An 18,672-nucleotide genomic window follows, 5' to 3' on the forward strand; every position below is an offset into this window, starting at 1 on the left:
AAAAAACCCAAATTACGCCATCAGCACCGCAGCCAATGCTGCCGAACTAATTTCTGCAGCAAGCCGCCCAAACGCAGCGGGTATTGGTAGAATCAAATTTATTATTTTTCACGACCAACTCACTAAAGATCATCGCCATGAGCCGCTTTTGGAGTCCAGTAGTTCACAGCCTCACCCCGTACACGCCGGGTGAACAGCCAAAGATCACGAATCTGATCAAACTTAACACCAACGAAAACCCGTATGGCCCGTCGCCCAAAGCGATAGCCGCGATGCAAGCGGCGGTGAATGATCATTTACGCCTGTATCCAGACCCAAATGGTGATGTCCTCAAAGACGCAATTGCGGCCTATCATGGACTCGAACGAGCACAGGTGTTTGTGGGTAATAGCTCCGATGAGGTTCTAGCGCATACCTTCCAAGCACTCCTCAAGCACGACAAACCACTGTTATTTCCTGATATCAGCTATAGCTTTTATCCGGTGTACTGCGGCTTATACGATATCAACTACCGCACAGTACCGCTCAACGCTGCGTTTGAAATTGACACCGCTGATTACACGGACGGTGGCGCCATTATTTTCCCTAATCCAAATGCACCCACAGGGATTTTATTGCCACTAGCGGCCATTGAGGCTTTATTGCAAACACACCCAGATCAAGTTGTGGTTGTGGATGAAGCTTATGTTGATTTTGGCGGAGAAAGTGCAATCAGCTTGATTAAGCGCTATGACAATCTGCTGGTGGTGCAGACTTTGTCTAAATCGCGTTCATTAGCCGGCTTGCGAGTGGGTTTTGCCGTAGGCCACCCAGATTTGATTGCGGGTTTGGAGCGGGTGAAAAACAGCTTTAATTCGTATCCGCTTGATCGCGTGGCATTGGCTGGTGCTGTGGCTGCGTTTGAAGACAAGGAGTATTTCCAGCAAACCTGCGCGGCGATTAACTCTAGCCGAGATACCCTTAGCACACAGCTAAGTGCTTTGGGTTTTGAAGTGCTGCCATCAAACGCAAACTTTGTTTTTGCCCGTCACCCTAAGCATGATGCAGCGCAATTGTCGCAGGCTTTACGTGAGCGTGCCATTTTAGTGCGCCATTTTAAATCACCACGCATTGAGCAATTCTTGCGAATCTCAATCGGTACTGATGCAGAATGTGCCGCGCTGGTTCAGGCCTTGCGAGAAATTATCGCCTAAGTACCTTATACCCTAGCTGACGTCATAGTCGAAGTAAATTTTGGCACCCTAAAAACCAAATCTTCACTTTAGACCTACTTGCAACACATGTAATATAAATGCCATTGCCATGAGCCAATATGTACCGGCTCAGCAATGGCTTTTTTTTCGACACACAACAGGGGGCAATATGTTTGCACTAAAAAATAAACTAGCGGCCGAATTTATCGGCACGTTTTGGCTGGTATTAGGGGGTTGCGGTAGCGCAGTATTGGCCGCCGCGTTTCCCGAGTTAGGCATTGGCTTTGTGGGTGTATCGTTAGCGTTTGGTCTTACCGTGCTCACCATGGCCTATGCGATTGGCCATATTTCAGGCTGCCACTTAAACCCGGCAGTATCATTAGGACTGCTCGTGGGCGGGCGTTTCCCAGCCAAAGAGCTAATTCCTTACGTGATTGCCCAAGTATTGGGCGGCATTGCCGGTGCAGCAGTTTTGTATCTGATCGCTTCGGGTAAAGCCGGTTTTGTGGCTGGCGGGTTTGCCAGCAATGGTTTTGATGCCCTGTCACCCGGCGGCTTTTCGCTCACCGCAGTACTGGTATGCGAAATCGTCATGACCTTTATGTTTTTGCTGATTATCTTGGGTGCCACAGATAGCCGCGCACCTGCAGGCTTTGCCCCCATCGCCATTGGCTTGGGCTTAACGCTGATTCACCTGATCTCGATCCCGGTCAGCAACACATCGGTCAACCCTGCGCGTAGTTTGGCCGTGGCCTTGTTTGCCGATACAGCAGCCTTGTCACAAGTATGGCTGTTCTGGGTAGCGCCGCTGATTGGTGCAGCACTGGCGGGGGTTGCGTACAAATGCTTGGTTTGCTCACTTAAAGCAAATTAATTGAATGAGCCAACGAAAAAGCCGTGCTTTAATGCACGGTTTTTTTTGCACAATAGCGCCATTTCAAACTATTTCGATGCAACTGAAGAAGCCTCTGAAGCTGCAGCTTCAAGGCGGAAACTGCATTTAATGCTAGTTTGAAACCGGTATGTAGTGTCATTACGAACGATTGGCACAAAGCGCATTCGCCCCATCGCTTGAGCACAAGCTTTGCCCAGTCGGGGAAAAGAAGCAGAAAGAATTTGAGTCTCTATTACAGCCCCATCCTCACCAACAATCAACAGCAATTGAACAGTTCCAGCCTCACCTAAGTCCCGTGATATAGCGGGATAAACTGGCTTAGGAGCCGTCCGCTCCACAACTATTTCATTGCTCATCGGCTTAAAGAGCATTTTGTGTCCCTCGCCGGCGAACACAAAACCAGAGAGTAGAAGGTAGCCGCTAAGCGCAATTTGATAGCTTTGCTTCATCCTCAAGCACCGCCTTTCACCACCATCGGCAACCCGGCCACCATCAGCACCACTTCATCGGCTTGTGCGGCGAGGTGTTGCATCATGCTGCCGTGCAGATCGACAAAATGCCGGCCCATTTGGGTTTCGGCGTGCAGGCTCCAGCCGATTTCATTGCCGACTGCGATCACCGTTTGTGGCGTGACCGCGGCAAATTGTTGCCAGCGCTGCTTGGCCTCAACGAGCGTGGCATCTCTATCATATTGGCAATCGGTAAATAAATTGGTCAGCCAGAGCGTAATGCAATCGAGCACGATCACCTCGCCGCTAAAGCCGTGCGCGGCCAGATCGACTTCTTGCTCTAAATTGACCCAACGCTCGTCGCGCTCGGCTTGGTGGCGCGCGATGCGCTGCGCGAAATCATCGTCCCACACCCGCGAAGTGGCTAGATAAGCAGGGCGCTCGGACAGCACCAGCGCACGTTGCTCGGCGTAGCGGCTTTTGCCGCTTTTTTGTGCACCAGTTACGACGATTAGCTTCATATACTGCCCCACCTATTTGCTTGAAGGCAATTTCAAACCATGTTCAGCGAAATATACCCCAAATAAAATCAGTGCGGCACCCACGGCCCCAACTACGGTTAGCTTTTCGCCCAGCACCAGCACGGCGGTGATCAAAGTCACCAGCGGAATCAGATAAATATAATTGCTGGCCTTCACCGCACCGATCAGTCCAACGGCTTTATTCCACGCCACATAACACAGCGCCGAGGCAATGACGCCCAGAAAAACCATATTGCCGCCCTGCATAGGCTTGAGCCATAGCCCCAGATCAAGGCGGTAATGACTCCACCACAGCGCGGGCAACATCGTGATCAGGCCATAAAAAAACACTTGCCGCGTTAGATACAGATAGCCAAAGCGCGCGCCGATTTTGCGCAATTGCAGGCAATACAGCGCCCATGCAGCACCAGCGAGCAGAGCCAAAATATCGCCCAAAGGATTAAGCTGCAAAATCACCGAGCCATTGAACATCACCACCGCCACACCCAAGAGCGCAATCAGCGAGCCGATTGCAAAGCGCAAGCTCAGCTGTTCGTCATGCGTGATGTAGTGCGAAAAAATCGCGGTCAGCAGTGGCGCGGACGACACTAGCAAGCCAACATTGGAGGCCTGCGTAAATTGCAGGGCATAATTTTCAGTAAGGAAATACAAGGTCACGCCGCAGAGCCCTAAGCCAAAAAACTGTAGCTCGGTACGCCATGATTGCCATTTAAATTTGGGGTGCAGTGCACACAGCACCAAAAAAGCCAGCACAAAGCGATCGAATGCAATTTCAACCGGTGTGCGCAGCTCAAGCAGCAGTTTGGTCGATACGAATGTTACGCCCCAAACCAAGACGCAAAACAGCACCAATAAATGGCCTTTCAAAGTGGGTTTCATGCGGCACACAAGGAAAAAATCGATAGACGGCTAGCATACCGGAACTGATCGCGAGCACCGCCCGCTATTTTCCCCAATAGCTAGACTCAGTTGAGCTTGGCGATCAGCTCAAGCAACATTAACAGAGCTTAATTTTGCAAACACGACTCGTCGTCATCGCACTCGACCAGATAATACGCCAGCAAATCTTGCAAGCGGGCAAACTCTAACGGCTTGGCTAAAAAGCCATCCATGCCTGCCGCCAGACATTGCTCCTCGCTGCTTTCAAACGCATTGGCAGTCAGTGCAATAATCGGCAGAGTCTGAAATTGCGGCTGGCTGCGCAGTATGCGTGTGGCCTCAATGCCATCCATTTCGGGCATCTGCCAATCCATCAGAATCAAATCAAACTCACCGGTTTGCGTCATCTCGACGGCGTCTTTGCCGCTGTGGGCAATTTTGACCGTACAACCGAGCTTGCGTAAAAACGCACTGACCACGCGTTGATTCATCGGGTTGTCTTCAGCTACCAGAATATGCCCTTTGAAACGCACCTGATTCACTGGTAAAGGCGCTGCGGTTGGCTGAATTTCCAGTAGTTTTTTTAGCCCGCGAATCAGACCAATTTCGCTGAGCGCTGGCTTGGCCAAAAAGGCCTTCTTGCCACCACCGTCGGCGGGTGGATTCGCTTGCCAGCCTAGCACCAGCATTGGCGCATTTATAGCCAGTGTTGACGGCGTGCTGGCATCTTCATCAATAATGATCACATCAGCTTGATCGAGACTAGCGTGTTCCAGATCAAGCCATTGCACTTGCGAGGCGGCCAACAGCCGCTTGATCCACGGCTGGCTCCAATTAGGTAAACCCAGCAAGGCCAAGCGTTTATTCGCTAGGCACGCCAAGGTTGGCAAGACGCGTTGTCGTATTGTGTCATCGACGCCAATCGGCAAGCGCACCACAAAGCACGAGCCTTGACCCAACTCGGATTCCACCGCGATCGAGCCGCCCATTAACTCAAGTAATAATTTGCAAATTGCCAAGCCTAAGCCGGTCCCACCATAGCGGCGCGTCGAGCCTGAATCAGCCTGATAAAAGCGCTGAAACAACAGCGCCTGCTGCGCTTTGCTAATACCGATGCCGGTGTCGCGAATGCGTAGCTCAATCGCGTCGCCCTGCACGGTGGCACTCAAATAAACACCACCCTGCTCGGTAAATTTCAGCGCATTGGAGATCAGATTCACCATTACCTGCTTGATGCGTAAACCATCACCGAAATAGCGCACGGGGAACACCGGCGCAATATCGAGCACCAGCTCAATACGCCGCTCAACCGCACGCGAGGCCAGCATGCTGCAGGAGTCTTCGAGCACTTCCTGCAAATTGAAAAAATCAGGGTTAAGTTCGAACTTGCCGGCCTCAATTTTCGAGTAATCGAGTAGATCATTAACCAACAGCACCAGCGAGTCGCCCGATTTGCGGATATTGCTAACGTATTCGTGTTGCTCTTTATTGAGCGCGGTATCGCCCAGCAATTGTGCAAAACCCAATACGCCATTGAGCGGCGTGCGAATTTCATGGCTGATGGTGGCTAGAAAATCGGATTTGGCGCGGCTCGCAGCCTCGGCCTGATCTTTAGCGTGTGCCAAGGCGGCGGTTTGTTGTGACAGACGTGCATTGAGTAAATGCATTTCCTGCTGCACCTGCTTGGCGCGAATTAATTGCGCCACAATCGCGGCAAACAGCTTCATCACTTCGCGTTGATAAGGCATTAAGGTGCGACGGCGCAAAAAATTATCTGCGGCCATCCAGCCCAGATGTTTACCATCGGCGTATAAGCCAACCAGCGAATTCCAGCCGCGCCCCACAACAACTTTATTGTAATAAATCGGTGCGTCTTCTTTGACGATCACCTCGCCCGGTTTTTCGGCTGCGGCCATAAAAATCTGATGCTGCGGAATGTTGGCGCTATACCAATGCTCGTCGGTTAATTCGCCATCATTATTGGTGCCATAAGTACCCAGCATTAGACCTTTATCATGGTCTACCGCAAATAAACCAAGCCGATCAATCCCCAAATCAGTAATGGCCGCTCGTACTGATTCACGCTGCAGGCTATCCAGATCTGGGGTTTGCGTCAGGCGCAGCGTTACTTCATGAAGTTTTTGTAGTAACTCACGATATTCTTCAGCCCGCTGCAGGCTATTTTGCAGGCGGCGCGTCATCTCATCGCGCTCGACCTCGCCACCGGTAAGCAGGGCCTCTATCCGATCAGCCAGCATGCCAGCTAACGCTTCGCATTCAACCCGAAAAGCTGCAGTTTCCAGATATGATTTCAAGCGCAACACATCGGACAATTCAACGTAGAGCATGGCAATCAATTTGCCGTGATATTCCAGCGGCAAAATCCAGCGCACCAGCTCGGGAATACAATCGCCCTCCACTTCCCAGATATCTTGCACCTGAAAATCGACTGGCCGTACCGATAAGGCAGGCTCCCGTAGTTGCCAATGCATCTCTTCGACGGCTAAACCAAAAAATGCCTCTGGGCTTTGCGGCTCAGCAAAGCATAAAGGTCGCAATCCGATCACTGCTTGCGCATGCACCTGCAACGTTTGCCGGTCTTCAGCGGGCAAAATCAAGAATGTGCGTTTGGCATCAAATGAATCACGTACGGCACCGACCAATTGCTCGGCAAATGCATCCCAAGTGTGGGTGCTCAGTAAGGCGGATAATTGGAGTACCGATTCGAGCTTCATGAAAACAACCTAAATTTCCGAATATTGCAGAGCATGGGCGCAACTGCGCGGGTCAGTTATAATTGCCTGCTAAATCGCCTAATCACAATGAATCAAGATGAACAACCCTACTGCACTCATTGAATCTTTGAGCCACGAAGGCTACGGAATTGCCCATGTGGACGGCAAAACGATTTTTATTGATGGCGCTTTGCCGTTTGAAACTGCGACGTACAGTAGTTACCGCAAAAAGCCAACCTTTGAAAACGCGCAAGCCACAAGCATACATAATGACAGCTTTATGCGTGTAAAACCAAAATGTCCGCATTATGGTGTCTGTGGTGGCTGTTCATTACAACACATGGAATTTGGCGCACAGGTTGCCGCCAAGCAACGGGTTCTGGAAGATAATCTAAATCGCATCGGCCACGTAGCACCACAATCGATGCTGCCAGCAATTTACGGCCCAGCGTGGGGCTATCGTCACCGTGCGCGTTTGTCGGCCAAAAATGTGGCAAAAAAAGGCACGGTGTTAGTCGGCTTTCATGAAAAGCGCAGCAGCTTTATTGCCGATATGAGCGAATGCCATATCTTGCCGCCGCATGTATCGGCGCAATTGCCTGCACTGCGCGAGCTGGTAAAACAATTGTCGATCTTTGATCGCATGCCACAGATTGAGCTAGCCGTTGGCGCAAATGTAACCGTGCTGGTGTTCCGCAATATGGAAGAGATCAATGATGCGGACTTCGAGCTATTCAAAGCCTACGCCGATCAGTGGAAAGTACAAATTTGGTTGCAGCCCAAAGGCCCGGACACCGCCTATCCGCTCTACCCGCTCGATGCGCCCAAACTGACGTATCTGATGCCCGAATTCAATATCGAAATGCCGTTCAAACCGACTGAATTTACTCAGGTCAACCACGGCATTAATCGGGTGATGGTGGAGCGCGCGGTTAAAATGCTTGACCCTCAGCCGGGCGAGCGCATTGCCGATATGTTCTGCGGCTTGGGCAACTTCACCTTGCCAATCGCCCGCAGCGGCGCCAGCGTCTTGGGCATGGAAGGCAGCCAGCAGCTGGTTGAGCGTGCTTTTGAGAGCGCCAAGCACAACGGTCTGGATCACCTTACCGATTTTACCGTCGCCAACTTGTTCGATATGAACCCAGAATGGCTGGAAAAGCTCGGCCACTTTGACAAAATGCTGATCGATCCGCCACGCGATGGCGCAATTTCATTGTGTAATGCCATTTCTGCAGAAACTGGGCCCAAACGGATTATTTATGTTTCCTGTAGCCCCTCTACCCTCGCGCGCGATGCCAATGTATTGGTCAACGTCAAAGGCTATACACTCAAATCGGCCGGGATTATTAACATGTTCCCGCATACAGCACACGTAGAAAGCATTGCTTGGTTTGAGAAAGAATAAGCAGGCTGCACGCCTCAAAAAGACACACTTCGGTGTGTCTTTTTTTATCCTCTCTGAAAATTGACTGCAAGAAAATGAGGGGTATATGAAGAAAGACCAATGCAAACATAGGAAAAATAAACATACCCTAAGACCAAAAATTAAGACAACATCGACAAAAATTCGGACATGGGTGCAACGCCAGTGCGACCGTATACTGGCAACACCGCAAACCCTCAAGGTTAAATCATGTCCATCAAACAGCTTAGCATCGCTGCTATATTGCTCAGTCAGCCCTTATTGGCCAACGAAAAACTCATCTCCTATCTGCCCACCTGGCGTGAAGCCAATGTGGTCGCTCAGTTTGGGCCACAACTGGGAAAACTCAATTACGGCATTTTGTCTTTCATTGAAGTCAATGCCAATGGCGAAGCTTTTCTCTCGCCAACGGCCAAAGCCGGGGCTGAACTCTGGCAAAGTCATTTTGCGAAGGCACGTAAAACCAGCAACTTCAATTGCATGTGGGCCATCGGTGGCTGGACTGGCTCCAAAAACATCGCCAAAACAGCACAAACCGAAGCGGGCCGCGCCAAATTGGTTAAATCTGCCATTGGCATTATGCGTAGCAGCCAGTGCGTTGGCCTAGATCTGGATTGGGAACACCCAGTCACTGGCGGTGATTACGCCGCCGATGCCAGTGCGGCTGACCTGCAAAACTGGGTTAGTCTGCTACGCGATTTACGCCAAGGTTTGGATGCCGCCGGCAAAGCAGATAAGCAAAAATACGTGCTCAGTATTGCAGTTCCGGCCAATAACGGGGGCTGGGTGATGCAAGGCTATGATCTGAAAAACGCGCTACCTGTGCTCGATTGGGTGAATCTAATGGCTTATGATCGTAGCGGCGGTTGGAGCAAAACAGCCACACTGCAAGCCAGTTTGCATAGCGTACCCAATGACCCGGATGGCCAGATCTTATCTAGCAGTAAGGCAGTGGATTATTTTATCGCGCAAGGCGCCAAACCTAGCCAATTGATGCTGGGTGTCCCTTTTTATGTCCGCGGTTTAGGTAATGTTGAAGCTGGCCCCAACGGCGATGGCCTCGTCCAAAGTATGAATGGGCCCGGATTGAAAGATGAGCCGGAAGCGGGCGTTGCCAGCTGGGCCGATTTTCAGACCAAATACGCTAAAGCAACGGGATGGAAAGCCTATCGCAGCGCGGAATCGGGCAACTCACCCTACCTCTATCACGCAGGGAAAAAAGAGCTGATCTCCTATGATGATCCAGCTTCGTTGGCTGAAAAGGTCAAGTTTGTAAAACAAAATAAACTGGGCGGGATCATGATTTGGGAGCTCACTCAGGACGACGCCCAAGCAACATTACTCAATAGCTTGGTCAAGCAGCTCAAATAGCAAAAGGCCCCTCGGGGCCTTTTGCTATCTTGGCCCAAACGATATTTATTGAGTGCGCAACTTGGCCATGCTGACATCCAATTGATTAGCCACGTCCTGCAATTGCCGCATATCTTGGGTAATGCTATTGCTGCTCTGCGATGTTTGGTTTAGTCCGTGAGCGATATCACCCAGTTGTTGATTAATCGCACTGGCGGCGCGACTTTGCTGATCCACCGTGGTGGCAATACCGTTCATCTTCTCCGCCACCATCTCGCTAATGCCATGAATCCGGTTCAGCGCCACCGCTACAATTTCACCATCCCGATTACACGCCGACAAATACTGCCCAGCGGCATGTACCGCCTTGCCAGTTTGCTCAGTCGATTGGCGGGTGCCGTCAAGAATCTGCGCGATGGTGCGTGTCGAATCGCTGGTACTTTGCGCCAGTTTGCGCACTTCATCGGCCACCACGGCAAAACCGCGGCCATGTTCACCGGCACGCGCCGCTTCAATCGCGGCATTGAGCGCCAGCAAATTGGTTTGATCTGCAATATCTTTAATCGTGCCGCTCACGGTCACAATTTTGCCAAATGATTGGCCCAGCTCATTCATTGCATTTTCAACGGAAGCAAAATGCACGGACAAGGCTTGCAGGTTTTGCACCGTGGTCATTCCGGCCTGATCAGCTTCTTTGGTGGCCGCTTTCGCTTGCCCTGCGGCGATGGCAGCGGCTTGTGCCAACTCGCCCACGTAGTGCACGGTTTCGGTCATTTCATGTGTCGCATTACTGATTTCATTAACCCGCTGTGATTGCTCAACCATATTGCGCGCCGCTTGATTCGCTAGCTCAGTGATATGGACTGCATCACGCCGCGTATGCTGCGCTGCGGCTTTGGCCTGCGAGAGTACCTGCATCAGCTGCAGTAAAAAGTGGTTAATCGCCTTACCCAACTCGCCCAATTCATCCGCGCGCTCAGGCATCCGCATGGTGAGATCCCCCGCGTGCAAACGTTGAGCAACCTGCTCCATCTCATACATGCTGGCCTTCAAGCGACGAGCAAACAGAATAGACATACTCATAATCATGCCGCCCGCCAGCAATAGCGGGATCAGCACCCACCATAAAGCCTGGCTAACCTCGCGCTCAAAATTAGCTTCAGCTGTACTGGCACGTGTGGATTCGGTACTACTGAATTTTTCCAGAGCGGCCAGCAAAGGCGAGAGATCATTGCGATAAATTTGCTCTGGAATAGCAATTGCATCATCGGGGGAGTTTTCAGCGATAACCACCGCACTACGAAACTGGGTCAGGTAGCGTGCCCAGTGCTCAGCCATTAGTTGTTTAAATTCGGTTTGCTCGGCAGTGGGCATGCTGAGTGCCGCACTTTCGGTGGCAATCGTTTTATCGTATTGATCCAGCTGCTGCACAATATCTGGCTGCATTACATCCAGCCGCGACATCGTGAGCATATTGACTTTGAGCGCTACCAACTGCGCAGCAGTTTGCCGTGCAACACGGTAATGATCAAAACTATCTCGCAATCGCTGCAGATTCCACGCTGCAAGCAAAACGGCTACACCTAGGGCAAGCCCGGTAAGCACACTGCCCAATTTAAGCTGTGCTGCAATTTTCATTTGGGGCCCACCTCAATAACTTGTGATAGGCAGACTTTAGACTTGCAAGATTACCGAAATATTAAAAGTCATCCTGTTGTCATCAAGGCAAAATAATCCACATCAGCAAATACCCCCATACAGTATCGCCTTAGATATCAATATTTCATTTACATTCAATGCAATACCACCTAGACCATATTGCACAACCGCCTTTACGTGTCTTTGCTATGCATACGGCGCACAAAAAAAGGGTATTGCCCCTGTCGAAGCAATACCCTGATGACTTTAGTTTCAAAGCGGCAAATTAACGCATTGTTTGCAAGGCAGCGATCCGCTCTTCCATGGATGGGTGTGAGCTAAATAGCGAACTCCAGCCTGATTTGTTCGAAATCCCCGATGCCGCCATATTACTTGGCAGCGCACTTGGCGTCATCCCGCCCAAGCGGCGCAAGGCATCTACCATTGGTGCAGCATCACCCATCAATTGCGCAGCACCGGCATCAGCGCGGAACTCACGTTGGCGCGAGAAGTACATCACGATTACGCTCGCCAAAATACCGAACACGATGTCACAGATAACCACGGTGATCATGTAGGCGATGCCGGGACCGGATGATTCTTCGTTGTCGCGTTTCAGGAAGGAATCAACCAGATAACCAACAACGCGCGCCAAGAAGAACACGAATGTATTCACCACACCTTGAATCAACGTTAGTGTGACCATATCGCCGTTTTTCACGTGTGCCACTTCGTGGGCCAGCACCGCTTCAATTTCGCGATGCGTCATGCTGTAGAGCAAACCTGTCGAAACCGCCACCAGCGAGTTATTTTTGCTCGGGCCAGTCGCAAACGCGTTGGGCTCGCCTTCGTAAATTGCCACCTCTGGCATCGCAATTTGCGCGCGTTGCGCCAAACGCGCCACGGTATCAAATAACCATTGCTCGTCCTGATTGCGCGGGCGCTCGATCACCTGTGCACCAGTGCTCCATTTAGCCATGGTTTTCGACATGGCCAGAGAAATAAACGCACCACCAAACCCCATGACCGCTGCAAACATCAGCAACATCGGTAAATTCAAACCATTGGCACTCATAAAGCGGTTTAGGCCCAGCACACTAACCACAATCCCCAACACCACCATGATGGCAATATTGGTAGCGATTAACAGTATCGTCCGTTTCACGTTTCACTCCTTAGTAAAATTTCAATCATTATAAGGTAGTCGCCCTACGCCACAGTATGCTTTTGCACCTTGCGCATGAACGCCACCTTGTTTCGTGCTTAGAGTCATCTCTTGTCGCTCAGTTCCACCGCATTACTAACAAGAAATGCCTTTGTTATTCACTAAATCGGGATGCCATTGACGATATTCAACTTCAGTCATTTGGGCGTGAACACGATTTTGCAAGCATGGTAAGCGATTGAACATCGAAGAAAGCCAACTGGACACTGAAAAATAATCGAGTACCCAAGCCAGACTTAACCATTTGCTCATTGATCCTGTTCCCGCCAAAGTAGATTTTTGCAATTCCGGCACATCATCTGGCGACGCCAATCCCAATATTGCAATAAACCGAGGTCGAGTTTAACGATCGAGCCACAGTGACAACACGCGATATCTTCACCACGCTGACAATCGGGATGTTTAAGCAAATATTGCTTGCGTGTTGGCAATCGCTCCCAATACGTTTGCGCACCGGGGTTGTAATAAACCAAATACCACATCGCAGCGAATGCCCCAAGGCACAACAGCGCAAACCACCAAGTTTCCATCCACACAGGCAAGTACATTTTTTCAACTCTCTTCCTTCTTATGATTCACCAAGCATAAACGGGCTTTACAGCTTCCAACATCAGGCTTACATTGAGTGATCGTCAGTTTTTCTCGAACTATCACTATGTCTGCGCTCAACTACAAACATCTGCACTATTTTTGGGTGGTCGCCAAAGAAGGCGGTATTAGCGCCGCAGCCCGCAAACTCGGCATTACGGCACAAACTATCAGCGGACAAATCAGTTTGCTCGAACAAGACATCGGGCAAAGTTTATTTAATCAGGTAGGCCGAACCCTGCAGCTCACTGAAGCTGGCCGCACCATGCTGCATTACGCCGACCAGATTTTTATGCTGGGCAAGGAGCTGCAACAGGCGATGGAGCGCGGTGACAGCCTGCGCGCCCGGCTCAATATTGGTATCGTGGATGCAATTCCTAAATCAATTGCACAACAGCTGCTCGCACCACTGTGTGATGCCACGGTGAAGCTAGTCTGCATTGACGGCAGTCTGGATGAACTCAGTGCTAAGTTGGCCTTACATCAACTCGATCTGGTATTAGCAGATCGTACCGTGACCGAGGCCGAGTCGCTGCGCCTGCAAAGTCACGCCTTGGTGTACGCGCCAATAATGCTGCTGGGCACTCCCGAGCTGGTGGCGCGCTATCAAGATGATTTTCCACAGCAATTAAATGGTGCTCCACTATTATTACCCACCCGTAATTCAGCACTGCGTCTACTGCTGGACGTCTGGTTTGCCGAGCACCATATTCAACCGGATATTGTTGGCGAGTTTTCTGACAGTGCATTAATGCATACCTTTGCCAAGACAGGTATCGGCCTCTACCCAAGCCCTGTCATATCCTCCAAACCAATACCCAGCAAAGATTTAGTTTCATTAGGGCATTTATCAGGTGTAGTGGCTCAGTACCATGCGATCTATAGCCCGAAAAAAATTGTCCATCCCGCCATTGCAAGGCTACTGGAACAATAAGCCCGCGTAAGCGCCGCAAGTGCCTGCCAAGCACGCCAGTTGGCCTTGATTTTGTGAAACTTTCCGCTTCACACCGCAGAGGGTGACAAATCTCGCTGGCGGCACTCATCTAGTCGCCTATTTTCGGTTACAATCGCCGTTTTCCCGAATATAAGCACTAGGCAGGAGAGCAGCATGTCAATGGCAGATCGCGACGGCGTCATTTGGTACGATGGCAAACTGGTGGATTGGCGCGATGCGACGACCCACGTCCTCACGCATTCCTTGCATTACGGCATGGGCGTGTTTGAAGGTGTTCGTGCCTACGAAACGCCAAAAGGCACTGCGATCTTCCGCCTGCAAGACCACACTGAACGTCTGCTCAATTCAGCTAAAATTTTCCAAATGAATATTGGCTATACCGCCGAAGAGCTGAACGAAGCGCAAAAAACCGTCGTACGCGAAAACAAGCTGAAATCTTGCTACCTGCGCCCATTGTCATTCATTGGCAGTGAAAAGCTCGGTATCGCCGCCACCAACAACACTATCCACACCATCGTGGCGGCATGGCCTTGGGGCGCGTATTTGGGTGAAGACGGCCTGACCAAAGGCATCCGCGTAAAAACTTCGAGCTTTACCCGTCACCATGTGAATGTGTCGATGGTGCGAGCCAAAGCCAGCGGTTACTACATCAACTCGATCATGGCGCACCAAGAAGCGGCGGCCGATGGTTACGATGAAGCGCTGTTGCTCGACACCGACGGCTACGCCTCGGAAGGCGCGGGTGAAAACCTGTTTATCGTGAAAAAAGGCGTGATCTACACGCCGGATGTTGCGTCTTGCTTGGACGGCATCACACGCAATACTGTGTTGACGCTAGCTGAAGAAGAAGGCTTCAAAGTCGTACAAAAACGCATTACGCGCGATGAAATTTACACTGCTGACGAAGCATTCTTCACCGGCACAGCCGCAGAAGTAACGCCAATCCGCGAACTGGACAACCGCCCAATCGGCGCAGGCACGCGTGGCCCAGTGACTGAGCGTTTGCAGAAGCGTTACTTTGATTGCGTAAAAGGCCTAGATCCAAAACACGAAGACTGGTTGACGTTGGTATAAATCCAAGCGGCTGCGCGACTCGAATTCGGCATTGTGATTGACAAAATTGAGCAATGCCATTTCGTCCAGCCACTAGGGTATATAGCGATAGCAAAACTCTGGATTGAGCTTCAGCGATATACCCACTAGAGTACCCAATATTAAATTGGAGAGAATGATGAGCTTAGTTGAAAACACACAAAAAGAAATCGAAGTCACCGCCCACGACGTGCCTTTGCACTGTCCGATGCCCAATATGTTGAAATGGAATTCGCACCCACGCGTTTTCCTCGATATTGCGAAAACCGGCAAAGCACAATGCCCTTACTGCGGTACGCACTACAAATTAAAAGAAGGTGAAGTGATCAAAGGTCACTAAACCACGGCTAGCTGATTTCCAAGCGGCGCCACCGAATAATCGGTCGCCGCTTTTGCGTTTTAATAAACGGCATGGCGCTGCCTGCCTTATCCCGCGATGGATTTGCGTTTGAAACGAATTCTGATTATTGCCCCTGCATGGGTTGGCGATGCAATTATGGCGCAGCCAATGTATGCCCGTCTTAAGCAACGCTACCCACAAGCGCAAATCGATGTGCTTGCCCCAGCATGGACCCGTCCATTACATGCGCGCATGGCTGAGATTAATGAGGCGATTGACGCGCCATTTGGCCACGGCGAGCTCAAACTTCGTGAGCGCTGGAAATTGGCGCGCCAGCTCAAGGCACGCGGCTACGATCAAGTGATTGTGCTACCCAACTCGGTTAAATCAGCCCTAGTACCATTACTGGCAGGTATTGCAACGCGAACCGGCTGGGTGGGTGAAATGCGCTATGGTTTGCTCAATGATGTACGAATGCTAGATCCAATTAAATTGCCACAAATGGTGCAACGTTTTTATGCACTGGCCGATGAGAAAGATGCGCCGCGCACGCAGCAAGTACCGCACCCCGTCCTCACCATAAATCCAGCTGATCGCACAGCGGCCCTGCAAAAATTAGGCCTCAGCACCGATCAGCCCATCATAGCCATTTGTCCGGGTGCGGAGTATGGCCCGGCGAAACGTTGGCCCGCCCGTCATGCCGCTGAATTAGCGCAGCAGTTACAGCAAGATGGGGCACAGGTTTGGCTGTTTGGTTCAGGTAAAGACACGGAAATTTGTGCAGAAATTGCCGCACTTGCCCCACAGGTAATTAATTTGGCAGGAAAAACTAGTCTGGCCGAAGCCATCGACTTGCTCTCGCTGGCCAAAGTAGCTGTTTGCAATGATTCCGGCCTAATGCATGTAGTGGCGGCGCTGCAACGCCCATTGGTGGCGGTATTTGGCTCTAGTTCGCCAACATTTACACCACCGCTAACGCTCAAAGCAAAAGTTGTCACGCTCGACTTGGAATGTAGCCCCTGCTTTGAGCGGGTTTGCCCCTTAGGGCATATGGATTGTTTAAATAAGCTCACGCCTGATCGCGTGCTGAAAGCGCTGAAAGAAATCAGCGCCAGCTGCAATGAATAATGCGCCCCGCGCCTTTTGATACTGAAGGAATCACGATGGAATTTCTCGACCTCGCCCCGATCGCCAAAGTAGCCGGAACGGTTGCGCTGCCAGGCTCAAAAAGTATTTCTAACCGCACCTTGCTGCTCGCTGCCTTGTGTGCTGGCCAAACTACCGTGCGCGGTCTACTCGCGTCGGACGACACGCAACGCATGCTCGAGGCCTTGGCCACATTGGGCGTGAAAGTTGATCAAATTGGTGAGTCGCGTGACTTTATCGTTCACGGTTGCGCAGGTAACTTCCCGAATAAAGATGCCGACTTGTTCCTCGGCAATGCTGGCACCGCGTTTCGCCCTTTGACCGCCGCGCTGGCGCTGTCGAACGGTAATTATCATCTGCACGGCGTGGCACGCATGCACGAGCGCCCAATTGGAGACTTGGTTGATGCGCTGCGCCAAGCGGGTTGCCAGATTGATTATTTGGGCAATGAAGGCTTCCCGCCCCTTCAAATCAAACCAGACCAAATCAAACCGGGCGTGGTCGCTGCTGATCGTGTTCAAGTCAAAGGCAATGTATCCAGCCAGTTCCTGACCGGCCTGTTGATGGCCTTGCCACTCTCCAACCGCAATATGACGATTGAAGTCGTTGGCGAGCTGATCTCCAAGCCCTACATCGAAATCACGCTGAACCTGATGGCCAAATTTGGCCTGAGAGTCGAGAAAAAGAGCTGGAACGAGTTCTTTATCCCTGCTGGGCAAGTGTATCAATCGCCGGGCGAGATTTTTGTTGAAGGCGATGCATCAAGCGCGTCGTATTTCTTGGCGGCTGGTGCAATCGGCGCACTTGATGGCGGCGCAGTACGCGTTACAGGCGTAGGCAGCGAGTCGATTCAAGGCGATAAACGCTTTGCCGAAACGCTGGCACAAATGGGCGCACAAATCACTTGGGGTCCAAACTGGATCGAAGCAGCGCCGCCGAGCGACGGCCAGCTCAAAGCGATTGATGTTGACCTGAACCACATCCCCGATGCGGCGATGACGATTGCGGTGGCGGCGCTGTACACCAAGGGCAAAACCACAATTCGCAATATCGAAAGCTGGCGCGTGAAAGAAACCGACCGCCTCTCTGCAATGGCGACCGAGTTGCGTAAAGTCGGTGCGATTGTTGAAGAAGGTCAGGATTGGATTTCAGTGATTCCGCCCGAACAACTAGCCCCGAACGCGGAAATCGACACTTATGATGACCACCGCATGGCGATGTGCTTCTCACTAGTGGCCTTGGGTGGTGTACCGGTACGGATTAATGATCCGAAATGTACAGCCAAAACCTTCCCGACTTATTTTGAAGAGTTGGCACGCATTACAAAATAAGGGTATATCGCCATAGCGCTTTTCCACGCAAGCACAGCGCTCAATACCCATTAAAAAGCCCTCGATTCGAGGGCTTTTTATTTTCTACATTGCCTAGTGGCGTTGCTTGCCACGAGGCTTAGCCACGGCTTTTGTGCTTGGCTTCGGTTTACTACTCTTTACCCTGTTAGTGGTATTAGTCTTGCCTTTACCAGAGCGCCCTGATTTGGCCACCGCACGCGTATTTGATTTTGTTTTGCCTTTCGATGCCTTAGCTTGTTGGCCAGCCTTAGTTTTTTTACCCTTGGCTTGAGCTTTCTTACTGCCTGACTGGGCCGACTTTGGCTTTTGTGCCGTTTTGGTGTTCGCCACAGCAGCGGGGGCTGCTACTGGTGCCCGCTTAGCAACCGGCGGGGCCGCATCTGGGCTATCAAAAGGCAGCGGTGCATCTTCAGCCCACACAGAACTGACAGCCAATACCAGTGTGCTGGTAAAAACAATCAGTGGTTTTAAAAATCGCTGCATTCAATTCCTGCCTTTATCTTCAGAAAAACTGTGCCGCCGATTATACCTAGCTTCTGCCTTTTCTAGCTGATTTAGCACATTAGAAATTATTAACAATCAGCAATATAAAAAGCCCCAAAAAAGCCTCATGTCAGCAACATAAATTATTTATAAAGCTTTGATTTACTGAGTAATTTATTTCACACAAATAAGTGTTTTCCCTAGCTTGTAGTCATTGACGAGGGAACTACAAGTGGTAGGATTACGAAAATCCTTAAATACCAATTTTAGGATAACAGCATGACCACTCGCAGGATGTATTTGGCGGCGGTCAATATAAAGTGCCTGCAGCGAGCTAGAGGAATTTGCTGCACTCCCTCAGGGTAAGGCCACAAATCCTCAATGGAG

At 50.9% G+C, this 18,672-nt stretch carries 18 protein-coding genes; 9 read left to right on the forward strand and 9 right to left on the reverse strand.

Annotated features, from left to right (window positions below; genetic code table 11):
* Positions 1-137: 137 nt before the first annotated feature.
* Both hisC and aqpZ read left to right on the forward strand, forming a co-directional pair.
* A complete protein-coding gene (gene hisC / locus HZU75_RS03140; protein ID WP_180307744.1) occupies positions 138-1,193 on the forward strand; it encodes a histidinol-phosphate transaminase in 1,056 nt (351 codons plus the stop codon).
* Between the two features lie 169 nt (positions 1,194-1,362).
* Positions 1,363-2,067, forward strand: a complete 705-nt coding sequence (gene aqpZ, locus HZU75_RS03145) for an aquaporin Z (protein WP_180307745.1) — start codon at positions 1,363-1,365, stop codon at positions 2,065-2,067.
* 68 nt (positions 2,068-2,135) lie between these two features.
* Here the strand turns inward: aqpZ and HZU75_RS03150 are convergent, their stop codons facing one another.
* The 4 genes from HZU75_RS03150 to HZU75_RS03165 all read right to left on the reverse strand — a co-directional run bounded on the left by HZU75_RS03150 (position 2,136) and on the right by HZU75_RS03165 (position 6,693).
* Positions 2,136-2,537 carry an energy transducer TonB gene (locus HZU75_RS03150; RefSeq protein ID WP_180307746.1) on the reverse strand — a complete coding sequence of 134 codons (402 nt, stop codon included), beginning with the start codon at positions 2,535-2,537 and terminating at the stop codon, positions 2,136-2,138.
* Between the two features lie 2 nt (positions 2,538-2,539).
* On the reverse strand, positions 2,540-3,058 hold the full coding sequence (locus tag HZU75_RS03155; protein ID WP_180307747.1) for a bifunctional adenosylcobinamide kinase/adenosylcobinamide-phosphate guanylyltransferase: 519 nt from the start codon (positions 3,056-3,058) through the stop codon (positions 2,540-2,542).
* A 12-nt stretch (positions 3,059-3,070) separates the two neighbouring features.
* Positions 3,071-3,958, reverse strand: coding sequence for a DMT family transporter (locus tag HZU75_RS03160; RefSeq protein WP_180307748.1), 888 nt, complete (start codon positions 3,956-3,958; stop codon positions 3,071-3,073).
* A 128-nt stretch (positions 3,959-4,086) separates the two neighbouring features.
* Positions 4,087-6,693 carry a hybrid sensor histidine kinase/response regulator gene (locus HZU75_RS03165; RefSeq protein ID WP_180307749.1) on the reverse strand — a complete coding sequence of 869 codons (2,607 nt, stop codon included), beginning with the start codon at positions 6,691-6,693 and terminating at the stop codon, positions 4,087-4,089.
* Positions 6,694-6,790: 97 nt separating this feature from the next.
* Here HZU75_RS03165 and rlmD point away from each other — a divergent pair, with 97 nt between their 5' ends.
* Positions 6,791-8,098: a 23S rRNA (uracil(1939)-C(5))-methyltransferase RlmD gene (gene rlmD, locus HZU75_RS03170; RefSeq protein ID WP_180307750.1), complete on the forward strand. Its 1,308-nt coding sequence runs from the start codon at positions 6,791-6,793 to the stop codon at positions 8,096-8,098.
* Positions 8,099-8,326: 228 nt separating this feature from the next.
* On the forward strand, positions 8,327-9,487 hold the full coding sequence (locus HZU75_RS03175) for a glycoside hydrolase family 18 protein (protein WP_180307751.1): 1,161 nt from the start codon (positions 8,327-8,329) through the stop codon (positions 9,485-9,487).
* A gap of 45 nt (positions 9,488-9,532) precedes the next feature.
* Here the strand turns inward: HZU75_RS03175 and HZU75_RS03180 are convergent, their stop codons facing one another.
* From HZU75_RS03180 to HZU75_RS03195, 4 genes are all read right to left on the reverse strand, one after another.
* On the reverse strand, positions 9,533-11,104 hold the full coding sequence (locus HZU75_RS03180) for a methyl-accepting chemotaxis protein (RefSeq protein ID WP_180307752.1): 1,572 nt from the start codon (positions 11,102-11,104) through the stop codon (positions 9,533-9,535).
* A 286-nt stretch (positions 11,105-11,390) separates the two neighbouring features.
* Positions 11,391-12,269 (reverse strand): protease HtpX, encoded by an 879-nt coding sequence (htpX, locus tag HZU75_RS03185; protein ID WP_180307753.1) that lies wholly within the window; start codon positions 12,267-12,269, stop codon positions 11,391-11,393.
* A gap of 135 nt (positions 12,270-12,404) precedes the next feature.
* Entirely contained in the window at positions 12,405-12,581 is a 177-nt protein-coding gene (locus HZU75_RS03190; protein ID WP_180307754.1) for a hypothetical protein, read from the reverse strand.
* The gene (locus tag HZU75_RS03195) at positions 12,578-12,877 is read right to left on the reverse strand and encodes a hypothetical protein (RefSeq protein WP_180307755.1); all 300 of its coding nucleotides are present in this window, start codon (positions 12,875-12,877) and stop codon (positions 12,578-12,580) included. Before HZU75_RS03195 ends, HZU75_RS03190 begins: the two co-directional genes overlap by 4 nt.
* A gap of 107 nt (positions 12,878-12,984) precedes the next feature.
* On the opposite strand from HZU75_RS03195, the gene HZU75_RS03200 reads away from it, so the two are divergent.
* The 5 genes from HZU75_RS03200 to aroA all read left to right on the forward strand — a co-directional run bounded on the left by HZU75_RS03200 (position 12,985) and on the right by aroA (position 17,781).
* Entirely contained in the window at positions 12,985-13,851 is an 867-nt protein-coding gene (locus tag HZU75_RS03200) for a LysR family transcriptional regulator (protein ID WP_180307756.1), read from the forward strand.
* Positions 13,852-14,025: 174 nt separating this feature from the next.
* The gene (locus HZU75_RS03205; RefSeq protein WP_180307757.1) at positions 14,026-14,946 is read left to right on the forward strand and encodes a branched-chain amino acid transaminase; all 921 of its coding nucleotides are present in this window, start codon (positions 14,026-14,028) and stop codon (positions 14,944-14,946) included.
* 154 nt (positions 14,947-15,100) lie between these two features.
* Positions 15,101-15,304: a zinc-finger domain-containing protein gene (locus tag HZU75_RS03210; RefSeq protein ID WP_180307758.1), complete on the forward strand. Its 204-nt coding sequence runs from the start codon at positions 15,101-15,103 to the stop codon at positions 15,302-15,304.
* Between the two features lie 108 nt (positions 15,305-15,412).
* The gene (gene waaF / locus HZU75_RS03215; protein WP_228028179.1) at positions 15,413-16,432 is read left to right on the forward strand and encodes a lipopolysaccharide heptosyltransferase II; all 1,020 of its coding nucleotides are present in this window, start codon (positions 15,413-15,415) and stop codon (positions 16,430-16,432) included.
* 35 nt (positions 16,433-16,467) lie between these two features.
* Positions 16,468-17,781 (forward strand): 3-phosphoshikimate 1-carboxyvinyltransferase, encoded by a 1,314-nt coding sequence (gene aroA / locus HZU75_RS03220; protein WP_180307760.1) that lies wholly within the window; start codon positions 16,468-16,470, stop codon positions 17,779-17,781.
* Between the two features lie 93 nt (positions 17,782-17,874).
* Here aroA and HZU75_RS03225 read toward each other — a convergent pair whose 3' ends face one another.
* Entirely contained in the window at positions 17,875-18,285 is a 411-nt protein-coding gene (locus HZU75_RS03225; protein WP_180307761.1) for a hypothetical protein, read from the reverse strand.
* Positions 18,286-18,672 lie beyond the last annotated feature (387 nt).

The organism is Chitinibacter fontanus (assembly GCF_013423785.1).
GTDB classification, from domain to species: Bacteria; Pseudomonadota; Gammaproteobacteria; order Burkholderiales; family Chitinibacteraceae; genus Chitinibacter; species Chitinibacter fontanus.

Coding starts and splice junctions, on each gene's coding strand:
- HZU75_RS03180 (WP_180307752.1), bottom strand. CDS start 11,104: ATGAAAATTGCAGCACAGCTTAAATTGGGCAGTGTGCTTACCGGGCTT.
- rlmD (WP_180307750.1), top strand. CDS start 6,791: ATGAACAACCCTACTGCACTCATTGAATCTTTGAGCCACGAAGGCTAC.
- HZU75_RS03150 (WP_180307746.1), bottom strand. CDS start 2,537: ATGAAGCAAAGCTATCAAATTGCGCTTAGCGGCTACCTTCTACTCTCT.
- HZU75_RS03190 (WP_180307754.1), bottom strand. CDS start 12,581: ATGAGCAAATGGTTAAGTCTGGCTTGGGTACTCGATTATTTTTCAGTG.
- HZU75_RS03165 (WP_180307749.1), bottom strand. CDS start 6,693: ATGAAGCTCGAATCGGTACTCCAATTATCCGCCTTACTGAGCACCCAC.
- HZU75_RS03175 (WP_180307751.1), top strand. CDS start 8,327: ATGTCCATCAAACAGCTTAGCATCGCTGCTATATTGCTCAGTCAGCCC.
- HZU75_RS03160 (WP_180307748.1), bottom strand. CDS start 3,958: ATGAAACCCACTTTGAAAGGCCATTTATTGGTGCTGTTTTGCGTCTTG.
- hisC (WP_180307744.1), top strand. CDS start 138: ATGAGCCGCTTTTGGAGTCCAGTAGTTCACAGCCTCACCCCGTACACG.
- HZU75_RS03155 (WP_180307747.1), bottom strand. CDS start 3,058: ATGAAGCTAATCGTCGTAACTGGTGCACAAAAAAGCGGCAAAAGCCGC.
- HZU75_RS03195 (WP_180307755.1), bottom strand. CDS start 12,877: ATGTACTTGCCTGTGTGGATGGAAACTTGGTGGTTTGCGCTGTTGTGC.
- aqpZ (WP_180307745.1), top strand. CDS start 1,363: ATGTTTGCACTAAAAAATAAACTAGCGGCCGAATTTATCGGCACGTTT.
- HZU75_RS03210 (WP_180307758.1), top strand. CDS start 15,101: ATGATGAGCTTAGTTGAAAACACACAAAAAGAAATCGAAGTCACCGCC.
- HZU75_RS03225 (WP_180307761.1), bottom strand. CDS start 18,285: ATGCAGCGATTTTTAAAACCACTGATTGTTTTTACCAGCACACTGGTA.
- aroA (WP_180307760.1), top strand. CDS start 16,468: ATGGAATTTCTCGACCTCGCCCCGATCGCCAAAGTAGCCGGAACGGTT.
- HZU75_RS03200 (WP_180307756.1), top strand. CDS start 12,985: ATGTCTGCGCTCAACTACAAACATCTGCACTATTTTTGGGTGGTCGCC.
- HZU75_RS03205 (WP_180307757.1), top strand. CDS start 14,026: ATGTCAATGGCAGATCGCGACGGCGTCATTTGGTACGATGGCAAACTG.